The organism is Sanyastnella coralliicola, from assembly GCF_030845195.1.
Taxonomy (GTDB): domain Bacteria; phylum Bacteroidota; class Bacteroidia; order Flavobacteriales_D; family Sanyastnellaceae; genus Sanyastnella; species Sanyastnella coralliicola.
In genome coordinates this window covers 2,829,823-2,845,247 of sequence record NZ_CP132543.1, presented here as the reverse complement: position 1 = coordinate 2,845,247, position 15,425 = coordinate 2,829,823, and the positions used below count along the sequence as shown (strand labels likewise).

Below are 15,425 nucleotides of genomic sequence, written 5' to 3'. Positions count from 1 at the left end.
CACCATAACATGAAACAACACCTACTCTCGATCGTCTTGATGTCGTTCGCTTTGACTGTTTTCGGACAGGAAGTGGAGCGCGACCTCATGATCAATTTCTCGAAGGCAGAGCAGCATAAAAAAGAACAGCAATTCGAAAAGCGTCATCAGCTAGAGCGCGGAGGTGAGACGAGCTTGTCTCTTCCATTCTTTGATGATTTTGCTACCTACTCGCTTCCAACGAATGATCCTGAGATTCCGGCAAGTGTGCAACGATGGGCTGATACTTCAGCTTATGTGAACTGTACATTCCCGATTAACCCGCCTACCATTGGAGTGGCAACACTTGATGGTCTTGATCGCACCGGTTATCCTTATGACTTTATCACTGATAGCTACGGTCCCGCAGATACGTTGACTTCATTGCCAATTAATCTGGAAGGATTATCAGCAGATGATAACGTTTACCTGACTTTCTTCTACCAAGGCGGTGGAAGAGGGAATTCACCAGACGAGCCTGACTCATTGGTAGTCGAATTCTTCGCACCAATTGGCGGTGAAAATCCATGGTTCCATCAGTGGAGTATACCAGGAGCTGAACACGAAGAGTTTCAGCAAGTCTTTATTCCAATTGATCAAGACATCTTCTTGCAAGATGGTTTCCAGTTCCGTTTTAGAAATTATTCTACCCTAACGGGGAATTTGGATCACTGGCACTTGGATTACGTACTCGTCAATAACAACATTGATCCAGAGAACTTCGACTTTTTCGAAGTGGCTTTTGTGGAATGCCCGAACACCATGCTACAGGATTTGACGGCGATGCCTTGGACGCATTTCCAAACGAACCCTACGCAGTTCATGCGCAGTACGACCTCAACGCTTCAACGAAACCTGTCAACTACTCAGGCTGATAACGTGACCTCTGGTTACCGTATCGAGTACGAAGGGGATATCGAAGATTACCAAAATGACTTCTCCATCGTAGTAGTAGGGCCTGAGTCTTTCTTCACAACAGATTACGCTGTCAATAGTGCACCGAACAACTTTGTCTTTGACGATACAGTAAGTGACACGACAGCGACCTTTGACGTGAGTTTCTATGCTGACAACATCGGTATTTTGAGCGATGAAAAAGTAGGGGTGCCTGACAATGATTCGTTAGTGTTCCAACAGGTATTCCAGAACTATTACTCATACGATGATGGTTCAGCGGAAAGCGCATGGGGCTTGAACGTAGCCGGAGGAAAAGCTGCGGTGAAGTATAACGTGGTGACGCCGGATACATTGCTGGGCGTGTTCATTCACTGGACACCTTTCCAAGAAGATAACAGCAATGAAAGCTTCAACCTTCGTGTCTGGAATGACGATGGGGGAGTGCCCGGAGATGAGTTGGTAGACAACTTCGCCTTCTTGACGCCATACTATTACAACGATGGCTACAACGTATTCACCTTCTACGAATTCGAAGAAACGATTGAGGTGGAAGGTCCAATCTATGTAGGATTCAACCAAAACGGGAGTGAAGAGCTTTACGTAGGTCTTGACAAGAACACGAATACAAACCCAACTCGATTATTCTTCCAGCTCGGCCTCGGTGCAGAATGGACGCAGTCTTCTATCGAAGGGAGTGTGATGATCCGTCCTGTATTTAAAGCAGGAATGACGAATGTGTGGAATAATATTGAAGAGCAAGCAGAAATAGAATTCAACGTTTACCCAGTTCCATTCCAGGATCAGCTGAATATTGCTCCTGAGTTCGGTGTTGGATCTTACAACGCTCAAGTATTAGACATGAACGGACGCATTGTTGAGCAATCAAACAATCTGTACGGATCGTCTACGATTGATCTTTCTCATTTGGCACCTGGGGTGTACCTCATGCAGGTGATGGATCAGAATTCTCAGGCCTACGGCCGAAAGCGTATCATTAAGCGCTAGTATGTCAGAAGCTACCGAAGAACCGGAATTGAATGAGGAGGGCGACCTCTTCGAACATCACCGATTTGAAGCAGATTCAGGTCAAGCGCCCTTGCGCGTAGATAAGTTCCTAATCGATCGAATTCCGAACACCTCACGCAACAAACTGCAGATGGCGGCGAAGTCCGGCTACATTCGTGTAAACGAAGTTGCAGTTAAGCAAAACTACAAGGTGAAACCAGGTGATACCGTGACCCTGGAGTTGCCTCACCCAGTGCGTGAGATTGAGTTGATTCCGGAAGATATTCCTATCGATATCGTTTACGAGGATGATGAGGTGTGTGTAGTCAATAAGCCTTCTGATTTGGTGGTCCACCCAGGTTATGGCAACTACCACGGAACGTTGGTAAATGCCTTGATCTATCACTTCGACAACCTTCCAGATAAGAAAGACTTTGATACACCCCGTCCGGGCCTTGTACATCGTCTAGATAAGAAGACTACTGGATTGATGGTCATCGCGAAAACGGAAACGGCGCTAACGAAGTTGGCGGAACAATTCTACGAGCGCACCGTCGAACGACGTTACAATGCCCTCGTTTGGGGTGACATCGCAGAAGATGGCACAGTTACCGGACATATCGGCCGCTCCCTCAAAAACCGCAAACGTATGGATGTGTTCCCAGAGGGAGATCATGGAAAGCACGCCGTGACGCATTACAAGGTCATCAAGCGCTTCGGTTATGTCACGCTAGTTGAATGTAAACTGGAAACAGGAAGAACGCACCAGATTCGCGTTCACATGAAGCACATCGGAAGTCCACTCTTCGGTGACCCTGAATACGGCGGAAACAAAATCCTCAAAGGCCCAAGCTTCTCGAAGTACAAGCAGTTCGTAGAGAACTGTTTTGACCTCCTCCCACGTCAAGCGCTCCACGCACGAACATTAGGCTTCACTCACCCAGGCACAGGTAAGTTCATGCAATTCGAAAGCGAGCTACCAGAAGATTTCACCAGCGTCCTAGACAAATGGGAACGACGCGCTGAATAACCCGCATTCCCCGATTAGAGTAATAAGTAATAAATAATGAGCGCTGAATTCAGCGCCAGTCATACTTAAGCCTTAAGCCCTAGGCCATAAGCCTTGAAAAGTTTATACGTGTTGCCCAAAACTTCATAGTCGTAAGCCCTTGTACAACCCGTCTGCTGTACCTTGCAGCTAACAAAACTTACCATTATGATACATTGGAAACGGTGGGCTGTGCTAGGTCTGCTCTCTCTCACTGCCTTGTTGGTGCACGCTCAAGATGCGAATCCGAAGAATGAAATCGGAGTTGATGCTACTTATTTGATTGCTCGGTTTATTCCGAATAGCACAGGCTTCGAACTGAGCTCAACTGCCCTCACATACAGACGTTACTTCGAGTCATTTAATCTACGAGCTGGTCTCGGCTTTCAATCAAGAGATCAAGAGTATACCCTTGACGGCATTGATGAAGTTTTTGAATCCAATCGTCGCTTTTTTCTCGCTTCGCTCGGAATTGAGCGTCCTATTGAGTTGAGCGAGCGGTGGCAAACCTACTTTGGTTTAGACATCTTCTACAGTCAATTGGATGACCTTGGCTTGACCATTTACAATTTCAATGCAGGGGTGAGGGAAGAGCAGATCGTAGAATCGAATCAAGGAGTATCCCCCTTTCTTGGTATCAGGTTCAGGATCAATGACCGAGTGTCTCTATTCTCAGAGGCCAATTTCCAGCTCTATGTCACAGATATAAAGGAGAATCAAAGGGTCATCTATGAGGCAGAAGGATTCTCTGTCCCTATTGACGAAGATGTGCCAAGTTTAGAATCAATGAATGTGGCGTTCAACGCGCCTTATACGATTCGGATTGCGGTGAGTTTGTGAGCTAATCTTCAGACTCATCATTGATGGTAGAGAGCTCTTCTTCGGCTGCTTCCCACGTGGCCATGAGCTCTTCTACTTTCGCTTTCAGCTCATTGTATTCACCTAAGAGCTTCTCCGTTCCTTCCTTATCGGAATAGTCATGGAGCGAAATCGCTTCATCGAGTTCGGCAATTCGTGTTTCTGATTCTTCGATTTCACGCTCACATTTACTGATGCGGTTCGTGAGCTTACGCTTTTGACGCTCGCGTTCTTTGCGTTCCTGGTAGCTCAGTTTCTGATCAGAAGGAGCGGCTTTTGCCTTTTTCTCCTTTTCTACGTCAGCTTCGTAGGCCGCAATAGACTGAGCACGACGAACATTCAAGAACTCTCGAATATCACCGATGTACTGCTTCAATCCTGTTTTGGTCACCTCGTATACTTGCTCAGTAAGACCGGAAAGGAAATCGCGATCGTGTGATACGATAATAAGACTGCCATCGTAATCCATCAACGCTTGCTTTAGAACGTCTTTAGAGCGCATGTCGAGGTGGTTGGTAGGCTCATCAAGTATGAGCAAGTTTGATGGCTTTAAAAGGAGCTTACAGAGAGCGAGGCGCGCTTTCTCACCTCCAGATAAGACCTTCACCTTCTTGTCAATGTCTTCACCCGAGAAGAGGAATGCTCCAAGTATTGAACGCAATTGCTTGCGAATCTCACCTTGCGCTTCGTCATCTAGAGTTTGGAATACTGTCTTGTTGCCGTCGAGTTCTTCCGTTTGGTTCTGGGCGTAGTAACCAATCTCAACATTATGGCCGAGTTCAAAGTCACCATCATGCGGCTCTGTACCCATGATGATTCTGGTCAGGGTAGATTTACCTGCACCATTCTTTCCAACCAAGGCCACTTTTTCTTGGCGGGCCATAATCAGATTCACATCATGAAATACATGGAGGTCACCATAGTTCTTTACGAGGCTATCAGCTTTCACAACCACTTTACCTGAGCGAGGGGCAGGAGGGAAGGAGAACTTCATGACAATGTTCTCCATTGAGTCTACTTCAATGCGCTCGAGTTTGTCCAGCTTTCGGATCAAGGTCTGAGCAAAAGCCGCCTTGTTCTTCTTTGCACGGAATTTCTCAATGTTGCGCTTGGTATCTTCTATATACTTCTGCTGATTCTTTTGTGCCTGCGTTTGGCGTTCAATCTCATCTGCTCGCCACTCCATGTACTTCGAGTAGTTCGCCTTGAAGTCATAGATACGTGTTGACGTCACTTCTAACGTACGCTTCGTCAGCGCGTCAAGAAATGCTTTGTCGTGTGAGATGAGTACAATCGCTCCTGAATATGTTTTCAAGAAACCTTCAAGCCACTCAATCGATTCGATATCTAGGTGGTTGGTAGGCTCATCGAGAAGTAGGAGATCTGGGTTCTGAAGAAGCAACTTAGCCAGCTCCACACGCATTTTCCATCCACCGCTAAACTCTGACATGGTTCTGTCCATGTCTTCAGGGTTGAACCCGAGTCCTTGGAGCACGCGTTGCGCCTTTTCTTCAATATTGACACCTCCCATTACCGCAAGGCGATCATTCAACTCGCTGAGTTCATCAATCAATTGATGGTATTCAGGAGACTCGTAGTCGCTTCGTTCGGTGATCTGAGCTGTGATCTCTTCTATTCGGCCTTCAATTTTTTGCACTTCGCTGAACGCGGAAGCGGCTTCTTCGCGAATGGTGTTTTGTTCGTTGTGCGTCATTTCCTGTTCAAGGAAACCGATAGTCGCACCTTTAGGCATGGTAACCGACCCTGAGGTAGGGTTGACTTGCTTCGCGATGACACGTAGAAGGGTGGTTTTCCCAGCTCCGTTTCGGCCGGTGAGGCCCACACATTCACGATCACTGATGAACAAGGATAGATCTGAGAAGATCTGTCGTTGTCCGAATGATAAATTGAGGTTTCCGATCGTGAGCATAGGCGTAAAAAAGAAGCGCCCACCGAGGTGAGCGCTTCAAAGATATTAAGTCGTTTTTAGTAGTGCCACAAATCGTGTTCTACTTCAAATAGTTCTTCTTTGATACGTTCTGATTCTAGAAGTGCATCAATGTTACGAGCGTACGCTGAAATCGAACGATCATATACGTTTGATTCCTTAACTACGTAGCTTGAGAACATACGCTTCTGGAATAGATCTTCAAATGTTCGACGCTGCGAGTCATTGTTGAAGTTGTATACATCTGCGTTAGCGAAAACGTAACGACACTCAGGGAAGTACAACCAGAACAATGGCTTGTAACCACGCTTTTCACCTTGATCATCAAAATCTTCCATCATAGGACAGATACCGATGATACGAACGAAACGCTCTGAACGCTGCTTGTCAAAGAGCCAATCCTCTTTGATCTCGTACATCGTTACATCTTCCGAGCGAACTTCATCTTCCACCTCTACAGGGATACGATCTCCAGTGTCAGGATCCTCAGTGTACTGAGTGATCACCGGACGTAGGAGAGAATCAATCTCTGTTTGAGTCATTGGGTAATGGAACTCGTCGTCATCTACAGTTGGCCCGAGGCTGTATGCCGTCAATGAACCATCTACCAAAAGAGCGTGCTTGATCACGTCAAACAATGACTTACGATCTTCAATCTCCTCGATAGGGTAGTAGAATGGGTGATTCATTTTCTGGCGCATATCCATACGCTGCCAGATACGCTTAGCGAACATCACATCAGCCTCGCGAAGGTGTGGATACGGGATCACACGTTTCGTGGCATTGTGTTCTTTGACGTAGGCACCGTCAAGAACGTTCTGCACCTGCGCATCTGCTGTTGAGCAGAAAATGAGCAGTAGAGCAGCAAGAATCGGAACTACCTTTTTCATGCTTGCTTGTTTTTATTAAGTGACTTTAAGGCTGATGTTAGCCACTTGGCGAGTGGAACCATCAGGCATTTTTACTTTAATCTTCTCAACGTAAACCTTCTGTCCTTTCTTCACTTTTTCCATGTTGGCCTTCATGTCAGAAGTTACACGGTTGTTATTCGAGCTTTTCTCGATAACCTGTCCGTCACGGATGAATACCATGCTGAATCCAGTCACAGTTACCGTTACGTCAAAGTCGAAGTTTTCCATCTCAGCACGTACACCGGCAGCGATACGCATATCACCACGTGGTACTGTGTTGTCAGAAGGCTTCTTACCAGCAAATACTGGTACTGGATCAGGAATACGCTTCACACGGAATTCCTTCTCACCGATGCGTTGTGTTGAACCGTCAGGCATCTTTGCAGATACCGCGATCTTACAGTCTTTACCTTTACCAGGCTTCACAACCCATCCGTTTCCATCTTTTGTTAGCTGGTGTCCTCCAGTGATATTCACTTGAAGGTCTTCTTGAGCTACACCAGGAACAGAGATTTCAACCGGGTTAGGAAGTCCACGGTAGAATACGTTCATCTTCGTTGGCGAAACAACCAATGCTGGTTCAGCAACTTTGAAAGGTGGTACGTATACGTTGAACTCCTCTGTTCCGAGTGGTCCTTCGTAACGAATCAATCCTTTGTAAGATGCATCACCCAATGGCATACCATTCGTAGCGATTTTCAATTCTCCAAGACCTTCAGGGCTGATATCAAGCTTCATCTCTGGAGTTACATCTTCCAAACGTGATGAATCTTGCATGTCCCAACGTTCAGGGTTCATGAAAATTTCTGGTGGGTTTGTTCCATCGTATGCAGCAAGTAGTACTTCTGCACGGAAGGTATCTCCGCGAAGGATGTAGTTCGAAGCAGGGATCACGAATGGTTTCAGGTTCGTGAACTTGTACGACTTACCTTCAATACCAGAAAGCATAGCAGCGAGTACGTCAGCTTTCGCGTTCTGTACGTCAACTTCAAGCTTAGTCATCAACGGAAGGATCGCAGCAAGTGGGTTGTGGAAGAAGTTCTTCGTTTCCCATTCTACCGCTAGTCCGTGATCTTCACCACCTTCGAAAGTAAAGGTAGTTTCCAAGCTATTTTGGATGCTTTCAGGAACAGTCCAAGTATTTCCAGTCACCTCTTTTACAGAGATTGACGTCAAGAAATCTTTGTATTCAATCAACTTCAGCTTTAACTCGTTCGCAGACCAGTTGTCTGTCTTCGGAGCTTGTGGATTTGAACCTACAAGAAGCGCAGTGTTCTCTTGGTTCTCATCTGCCTTAGTGATGTACTTATCTCCTTCTTCGTTAACGTCGCTTGCCTTTACAGCACGACCATCGACCATGAAGTTCTGGTAGTTCTCACCATACTTCAACGCGTTATCTCCATGCGAAACACTGATGGTACGAGCCTTCAGTTCTTCGATGTACTTAACTAGCTCGTCAGCACGTTCAGCAACTTCAGTTGCCTTGTTGTAGAAAGGGATTGTTTTTTCAGGGTTCGATGCTTTTTTATTCTCGAACTCTCCCATAGTAGAAGCGTTCTTAGCATCAAGCGTAGCCTCTGTCTTCGCCAGACTGCTATCTACAAGTGTAAATGCGTCTAGGATTTCTTTGGATACGTTAAGGGCGAGAAGAGCTGTCAATACGAGATACATCATCCCGATCATCTTCTGCCTTGGGGTTTCTTTTCCTCCTGCCATTTTACTCGGTTATTATAGGTTGAATAAAAAGGAGGAATTAAGCCTTGTTACCACCACCCATTGCATTCAGCATGTTGCTGTATACAGTGTTAAGTGACTCAAGGTTCTTAGCAAGATCAGAGATATTGTCTTTGTACTTGCGAGTATCTTCGATAGAATCGCTGAGGTTCTCAACAAGTTCTGCCATACCGCTGTACAACTGACGAGACTTCTCTAGCTCTTGAAGCTGAAGTTCGTACATGTTGTTTAGTGACGATAGGTTTTCGCTCATCTTCTGTAGGTGTTCACCTGCAGCAGCTCCGTAGCTCTGTCCTTCCTTAAGACCTGTCAATGACTCAGAAGCCTCTTGGTAAGTAGATGCTAGTTCGTTCACTTTATCAGATGCTCCACGAAGTGAGTTAGAGTACTCTTGTGTAGCAACGGCTGCGTCAGACATGTCAGAAAGTTGACCTGCTTGAGTGCTCAAGCTGCGCATTCCGTCTCCTAGGCTAGCGATCAATTCAGGTTCGATCTTCGCTTCTGCTAGCATTCCGTCAAGCTGCTCAGTAAGTGATCCACCAACACTGTGGTCTCCACCTTCGCGCTGCTCTCCTGTTGCTAGTTCTGGGTATACTAGTGACCAATCTGGTTCTTCGTGTGGCGGCTCGAATGCCGACAGGAAGAAAATGATCGCCTCAGTCAATAGACCAATGATAAGCAACAAAGATGCGAATGGCCAGTGCTGGATCTTAAAGAGTGCTCCAATAATTACAACTCCTGCTCCAATACCGTATACTTTCGCCATTAGCAGCTTCCACTTCTTACTTCCAGGTTTCATTTTTTTCTCTTGCTTTTAGGTTTGAATAATAGGATGAATAAGGCTCCGAAAAGTCTCTATTTGGTTTCAAAAAGATGTTTCTTCTTAATTAAAATCTTCTGGGTCTACGTTCTTACCACGTCCGAGGTAAGACATCACACAACGGAAACCGATGTATGACTTCGCAGTGTCAGAATACTCGAATGAGCGTGTACCTGTCTGACAGTAGTAACCGATATCTTTCCAGCTACCTCCACGAATAACCTTACGCTTCAAAGAAGGTGGGTCATCCACTTTTGCATGGTACTGGTATTCCGGACTCATGTCGTGCGTGAAGTCATAAACAGACTCATCGTACGCAGTGTTAGTCCACTCAGCTACGTTTCCAGCCATTTGGAATAGACCGTAGTCATTCGGGCTGTATGATTCGATCGGTACAGTGTGACATCCAGCATCTTCCACGTAGTCACCGCGCATTGGCTTAAAGTTAGCCAGCGGACAACCTTGAATGTTACGGATGTATGGACCACCCCATGGGTACGGACTCAATTCAAGTCCACCACGAGAAGCGTATTCCCACTCTGCTTCTGAAGGCATGCGGAATCGTTGAACAAAGCTTTCGCCTGTCTTCTGCTTCCACTCATTCAGAATCTGAGTACGCCAAGCGTTGAACGCTTTCGCCTGTCCCCAAGTCACACCAACAACTGGATAGTCGTCGTATGCTGGGTGCCAGAAGTAGGTCTCAGTAAGCGGCTCATTAAAGCCGTATGTGAAGTCGTGTACCCATACCAAAGTATCAGGGTAAACGTTGATTACCTCTTCAATGATGAATTGAGAACGGTCAGAGTGCCCACGTACAGAGTGAAGTTGGTTCAAAGAGTTCACTTCACCATACTCTTCATCTTTACCTTCTTTACGAGCAGCTCCTTCCAGGTCGATCCACCAGTAACGGTATTGAAGTTTACGAGTATCAATCTGCCATCTGTTATAGAAACGGTCAGACCCTTGTAGGTAGAATTCGTCATAGATAAGATCGAAGATGTCTTCGTCTTCCATGTCAATTTCTTCTTCCCAGTTCAAGACATACCCCTTATCGATAAAACGATCGAGTTCTCGTCCAAATTCATCTTCTGCGTAGAAGTACAATTCGTTGTCATTCTGAGCCAATGCGTCACGCATCAGTGAGTCACGAACGTAGTATACGAACTGACGGTACTCATTATTTGAGATCTCGTGGATGTCGATGTAGAAGGCCGGTACAGTTACCGTCTTCGATTTCGTGTTGAGTGCATAAGGTACATCTTGATCACTAGGACCCATTGTGTATGAGCCATAGTGGATGTAGTTCATCCCATAAGGATTGACTTGCACCCAATCTTCGCGCGGATAAACCCCAACCAGCTCACCCCTTGGACCAGGGTAGCAACCGGCGAGACCGATCAGCAACAATAGCGGATAAAACGACTTTTTCATGATTTCCTTGTTTTACAACAGCTTACAGTTCCGTTGTAGAAATAGCAGGTTTACTCCGTCAGGTTACGTTATATTAACTTCGTTTGTTTCAATTTATTTCCCCAAAAAGCGTGGGTTCGAGTGAATATTTCTCAAAGGCTTCTTGGTAATGAACCAACAGTAGCCTAGGAAAATCTCATGCGAACCGCTACTAAAGTTACTAATTTCTGAGGTAGTAACATCATAGCTGTAACCCAGCTTGAAACATTGTGTCTTCTCTGTACGACCGTCTGAATCACCCATACAGTACTCTACACCTACCATAGGAGCGATCGCATCGCCAGGACGGTAAGAGATACCAGCGTATAGAAGGTCTGCCCATAGAACGTTGGCATTTACGTCTAGAGCCCATTTGTTGAAGTCAGACTTCACCAAAAGGTTTGTTCTAAGGTCGATATCAGTTGCAATATCATTGAAGTTGTATCCACCCATAGTGTAGAAGTGGCTCTTCAACTGAATGCTCAATTGATCAAGATCGCTTTGCGTCAAGTGTGTAGCAGAGATACCGAAGTAGTATTCATTCGGCTTCCAGTAATAAACACCAAGGTTCAAATCGAACCCGTTGTCATTACGTACATCACTATTGATCGCAGCATCGCTACCGATTGATTCAACACCGTCTGGTGGAAGCCAATCGTTACCTAGCTCTTTTCCGTAGTAACCTAAACCTAGACCTAAGCTCAAGTTTCCGGATCCAACATTATTAAGGTGGTAAGCACCCGATGCACGGAAGATTGTATTTGACTCCTGACCAAGTTGATCATTGTAGAAAGTCAATCCGATTCCTCCGAAGTTGTTGATCTGACCAGTGTAGTTCAACATGAAGGTTTGTGGTTGACTGTCGAAACCAGTCCACTGGTTACGGAAGAACCCCGTAATACAGTTTCCAGGCTGTAGTCCGTTGGCAGCTGGGTTGAACGACTGCTTGTCGTTAAACCACTGCGTGAACTGTGGGTCTTGTTGTGCTGTTGCAGTAGCGGCACAGGCAAAGAATACAATCGCAGTTATTAGGATGCGTTTCATTCCAAATTCCTTGTTAGTAAGCATTATTAGTTTACCTCTTCTCTCTGAGAAGTGGCTAATATAGCCAAATTTATTAGCACGCAAAATAGGTGAACCTGTGTTCATAATGCTTCCAATCCCTTGTAAATCGGGGATTCCCGTCAAACATAACCCATATTTGCTATTGGGTCTTGTAGGAATCGACGGAAGCTTTTATGTCAGTTTTTGGAAAGTTTTCCACCATCGGTCGGGCATTTCTTCATTCGTTGCCTCTTGATAATCCTCATAAGTACAAGGAACTAGGTGGTGACGCTGGTAGCGATTGCCACTTTTCGATGGGTAAGGAACATCCATCCACCATCGGTCGGTAAGTGGGCTTTTGTAGAAAATTAATTCGTGGTCTGCTAACGGAACGATGTACTTGATGTAATCATCTTTCGTACCCACAGGGAAGTCTCCACGACGGTGTGATATACCTTCAATGAAGTGCCAAACCATCTGCGCAGCTAGGTGACCACTAATGCCTCGTTCATCATAACGAGGGTTGTACTCATAGATTCCGAACGAAGTGAGCTTGTCAGCCATACCTGCATAACGACAAATCTGGCAGGCTAATTCAGCGTAAAGTCCGTTTGGTCCAGCAAGCTGATGTCCCGGACTATCGCCTGCACGAATGGCGCTCATGTCGAAGCTCATGATGTCGGCATTGCGAATCACGGGCTCGGCATGAGTGATTTGACCGTTAACTTCTCCTAGACGATGAAGATCGAAATACATCTTCTCCATCAGTTCGATCAAGTCTTTGTCGATCAGGTATCGTTGGTTGGCGATGTTGGAATAGTTGAACAAGTAGTTCGGCTGATGCAGCACAATCTTGTTCAAGTAATTCCATGAGTCAGGTTGTTCAGGATTACCTCCAAAGTCGAGGCGAGAATCAACCGTCACCAAATTGACCGTTTGCTCCATGCTCTCATAGGCAGCATAGTTTGCATAGGTCAAATCTTGAGATCCACCCAGGATGACCGGGATGATGTTTTCGCGCAGCAGATCATGGCAAACCACGCGCACTGCAGCGTAGGTGTCTTCTAGACGTTCACCAGGGTGGATATTCCCCAAGTCGATGATGCCCATGGGCTCATCAATGTCGTGAAGACGATATAGGTATTCTCGAATGACATCCGGTCCGTCAGAACAACCCTCATTGTTGTGCGCCCCACGGTCGTCCATGACGCCGAAGATGGCAATGCGCTGGTCTTCAGGTACAGGCATGAAATCCTGTGTGTGGATCAACGCACTATCTGATAAGCGACGAACACCGTCTTCAGATGGTTCAATACTAATGTTGGCGGGTTGGAAAAAATCTAGGATGCCATCCATGGTTTCTTACTTCTTGCTTCTTCTACGTGCTGGACGATCAGGAGCATTTGCTACCAATTCGCGCACTTCTTCTAATGTCAACTCTTCCGCTTTCTTGTCTTTCGGAATCTTGACGTTCTTCTTTCCTGCTTTGATGTATGGTCCGTAACGTCCGTTCAAAACGCGGATGTCTGGTTCCTCATCCCATGTTTGAATGATGGCCTTGGCATCGGCTTCACGTTTTGCCTTGATCAACTCAATAGCACGTTCAAGAGTGATCGTGTATGGATCATCTCCTTCGTCTTCTTTGATGCTGACAAAACTCTTGTTGTGACGAACGTAAGGTCCGAAACGACCAATAGCCGCAGATACAGCTTCACCTTCGAACTCACCTAATTGACGAGGTAGTTTGAAAAGGTCAAGCGCTTCTTCCAAGGTAATGTTCGTGATTGACTGGTCTGGAAGCAGGGAAGCGAATTGCTTGTCCTCATCTTCGCTATCACCAATCTGAATCATCGGGCCATATCGACCGATACGCGCAATAATTGGCTTTCCGCTTTCAGGGTGATCACCCAAAGCACGCTCACCTGTAGCACGCTCTGAAGTCTCGATCGTTTCCTCCACATTTGTGTGGAAGTCGCCATAGAAGTTGCGGATCATTTCGTTCCAAGCTACTTCTCCGCGAGCGATGCTGTCGAATTCTTCCTCCACATTCGCTGTGAAGTTGTAGTCTAGAATGTCTTCGAAGTTATCTACCAGGAAGTCATTCACTACGATACCAATATCAGTAGGGAAGAGCTTTCCTCGTTCAGCTCCGGTATTCTCAGTAGCTGTATCTTTTGAGATCGCTTCGTTCTCTAGTTTCAATACACGGTATTGACGCTCTCTTCCGTCGCGGTCTTCTTTGACAACGTATCCACGTTTCTGTACAGTAGAAATCGTTGGTGCGTAGGTTGACGGACGACCGATTCCTAGTTCCTCCAACTTGCGCACGAGGCTTGCCTCTGTGTATCGAGGTGGGTGTTGAGAGAAACGTTCCGTGGCATTGATGTGCTTGAGCTCGAGCTCTTGCCCAATGTTCAATGGAGGAAGCATTCCTTTCGTTGTCTCTTCATCTTCGTCGTCAGTTCCTTCAAGGTAAACTTTCAGGAATCCTTCGAACTTGATGACCTCACCTTTAGCCTGCAATGTGCTTGAGCTTCCAGAGATCGCAATCGTTGCGGTAGTCTTTTCCAGTTTCGCATCTGCCATCTGAGAGGCAATGGTGCGTTTCCAGATGAGATCATATAATCGTTGCTCACCGCTATCACCTTCGATTTTCTGAAGTCCGAGGTCTGTTGGGCGGATGGCTTCGTGTGCTTCTTGTGCACCTTTACTCTTCGAAGAGTATTTGCGCGTTTGCGCGTATTCGTCACCGTAGTTATTTCCAATGACCTCTTTGGCTTGGTTTAATGCCAAGTCGCTCAAGTTCACGGAGTCAGTACGCATGTATGTGATGCGTCCACTTTCATACAATCGCTGCGCTACTACCATGGTCTGCGATACAGAGAAGCCCAGTTTTCTGGAAGCTTCCTGCTGAAGCGTTGAAGTAGTGAACGGCGATGCTGGTGACTTCTTAGAAGGCTTGGTTTCGAGATTCTGGATAGAGTACGAACTACCGAGGCATTCATTTAAGAACGCCATCGCTTCTTCCTCCGTCGCAAAACGTTTCGGGAGTTCCGCTTTTAGTTCACCACGCTCGAGATTAAACATCGCGATGACGCGGAATGAACTTGTCGCTTTGAAGTCATTGATTTCGCGCTCACGCTCTACAATGATTCGAACAGCCACACTTTGTACACGACCGGCACTAAGTGATGGTTTTACTTTCTTCCAAAGTACCGGACTCAATTCGAAACCTACCAAACGGTCTAACACACGACGAGCCTGCTGAGCATTCACCAGGTTCACGTCAACCGTTCTTGGGTTGTCGATCGCGCGTAGGATCGCATTCTTCGTAATTTCAGAGAATACGATACGGCGTGTTTTCGAGGCATCGATTTTCAGAGTTTCCGCTAGGTGCCAAGAAATGGCTTCCCCTTCGCGGTCCTCATCCGTTGCGAGCCATACGATTTCCGCTTCCTTCGCAAGTTTCTTCAACTCTGTGATCAACTTCTTCTTATCGGAAGAGACCTCATACACCGGGGTGAAATCATTTTCGACATCAATCGCCAGGTCACTCTTCGGAAGATCACGAACGTGTCCGTAACTAGAACGAACGACGAAGTCCTTCCCGAGGTAGCCTTCGATGGTCTTAGCTTTCGCCGGTGACTCTACAATAACCAGGTTCTTTGGCATAGTGCTGTTGTGTTGGAACCC

11 protein-coding genes are annotated in these 15,425 nt (G+C 46.3%); 3 read left to right on the top strand and 8 right to left on the bottom strand.

Annotated features, from left to right (window positions below; translation table 11 throughout):
* Positions 1-9: 9 nt before the first annotated feature.
* From RA156_RS11895 to RA156_RS11885, 3 genes are all read left to right on the top strand, one after another.
* Positions 10-1,920, top strand: coding sequence for a T9SS type A sorting domain-containing protein (locus RA156_RS11895; RefSeq protein ID WP_306640321.1), 1,911 nt, complete (start codon positions 10-12; stop codon positions 1,918-1,920).
* Between the two features lies 1 nt (position 1,921).
* Positions 1,922-2,950, top strand: coding sequence for an RluA family pseudouridine synthase (locus tag RA156_RS11890; RefSeq protein WP_306640320.1), 1,029 nt, complete (start codon positions 1,922-1,924; stop codon positions 2,948-2,950).
* Between the two features lie 186 nt (positions 2,951-3,136).
* Positions 3,137-3,808, top strand: coding sequence for a hypothetical protein (locus RA156_RS11885; RefSeq protein ID WP_306640319.1), 672 nt, complete (start codon positions 3,137-3,139; stop codon positions 3,806-3,808).
* Between the two features lies 1 nt (position 3,809).
* Here RA156_RS11885 and RA156_RS11880 read toward each other — a convergent pair whose 3' ends face one another.
* The 8 genes from RA156_RS11880 to topA all read right to left on the bottom strand — a co-directional run bounded on the left by RA156_RS11880 (position 3,810) and on the right by topA (position 15,404).
* A complete protein-coding gene (locus RA156_RS11880; protein WP_306640318.1) occupies positions 3,810-5,756 on the bottom strand; it encodes an ABC-F family ATP-binding cassette domain-containing protein in 1,947 nt (648 codons plus the stop codon).
* 56 nt (positions 5,757-5,812) lie between these two features.
* Positions 5,813-6,664, bottom strand: coding sequence for a type IX secretion system ring subunit PorN/GldN (gene porN / locus RA156_RS11875; RefSeq protein ID WP_306640317.1), 852 nt, complete (start codon positions 6,662-6,664; stop codon positions 5,813-5,815).
* A 15-nt stretch (positions 6,665-6,679) separates the two neighbouring features.
* Positions 6,680-8,401: a type IX secretion system motor protein PorM/GldM gene (porM, locus tag RA156_RS11870; RefSeq protein WP_306640316.1), complete on the bottom strand. Its 1,722-nt coding sequence runs from the start codon at positions 8,399-8,401 to the stop codon at positions 6,680-6,682.
* A 37-nt stretch (positions 8,402-8,438) separates the two neighbouring features.
* Entirely contained in the window at positions 8,439-9,218 is a 780-nt protein-coding gene (gene porL, locus RA156_RS11865; RefSeq protein ID WP_306640315.1) for a type IX secretion system motor protein PorL/GldL, read from the bottom strand.
* Positions 9,219-9,302: 84 nt separating this feature from the next.
* Complete coding sequence (gene porK, locus RA156_RS11860) at positions 9,303-10,670, bottom strand: T9SS ring complex lipoprotein PorK/GldK (protein WP_306640314.1); 1,368 nt, start codon at positions 10,668-10,670, stop codon at positions 9,303-9,305.
* A gap of 93 nt (positions 10,671-10,763) precedes the next feature.
* Positions 10,764-11,732, bottom strand: coding sequence for a PorP/SprF family type IX secretion system membrane protein (locus RA156_RS11855; protein WP_306640313.1), 969 nt, complete (start codon positions 11,730-11,732; stop codon positions 10,764-10,766).
* A 192-nt stretch (positions 11,733-11,924) separates the two neighbouring features.
* The gene (locus RA156_RS11850; protein WP_306640312.1) at positions 11,925-13,088 is read right to left on the bottom strand and encodes a formimidoylglutamase; all 1,164 of its coding nucleotides are present in this window, start codon (positions 13,086-13,088) and stop codon (positions 11,925-11,927) included.
* Positions 13,089-13,094: 6 nt separating this feature from the next.
* On the bottom strand, positions 13,095-15,404 hold the full coding sequence (gene topA / locus RA156_RS11845; RefSeq protein WP_306640311.1) for a type I DNA topoisomerase: 2,310 nt from the start codon (positions 15,402-15,404) through the stop codon (positions 13,095-13,097).
* Positions 15,405-15,425: the final 21 nt, after the last annotated feature.

Coding starts and splice junctions, on each gene's coding strand:
- RA156_RS11850 (WP_306640312.1), bottom strand. CDS start 13,088: ATGGATGGCATCCTAGATTTTTTCCAACCCGCCAACATTAGTATTGAA.
- RA156_RS11885 (WP_306640319.1), top strand. CDS start 3,137: ATGATACATTGGAAACGGTGGGCTGTGCTAGGTCTGCTCTCTCTCACT.
- porM (WP_306640316.1), bottom strand. CDS start 8,401: ATGGCAGGAGGAAAAGAAACCCCAAGGCAGAAGATGATCGGGATGATG.
- RA156_RS11895 (WP_306640321.1), top strand. CDS start 10: ATGAAACAACACCTACTCTCGATCGTCTTGATGTCGTTCGCTTTGACT.
- porN (WP_306640317.1), bottom strand. CDS start 6,664: ATGAAAAAGGTAGTTCCGATTCTTGCTGCTCTACTGCTCATTTTCTGC.
- RA156_RS11855 (WP_306640313.1), bottom strand. CDS start 11,732: ATGAAACGCATCCTAATAACTGCGATTGTATTCTTTGCCTGTGCCGCT.
- RA156_RS11880 (WP_306640318.1), bottom strand. CDS start 5,756: ATGCTCACGATCGGAAACCTCAATTTATCATTCGGACAACGACAGATC.
- porL (WP_306640315.1), bottom strand. CDS start 9,218: ATGAAACCTGGAAGTAAGAAGTGGAAGCTGCTAATGGCGAAAGTATAC.
- topA (WP_306640311.1), bottom strand. CDS start 15,404: ATGCCAAAGAACCTGGTTATTGTAGAGTCACCGGCGAAAGCTAAGACC.
- RA156_RS11890 (WP_306640320.1), top strand. CDS start 1,922: ATGTCAGAAGCTACCGAAGAACCGGAATTGAATGAGGAGGGCGACCTC.
- porK (WP_306640314.1), bottom strand. CDS start 10,670: ATGAAAAAGTCGTTTTATCCGCTATTGTTGCTGATCGGTCTCGCCGGT.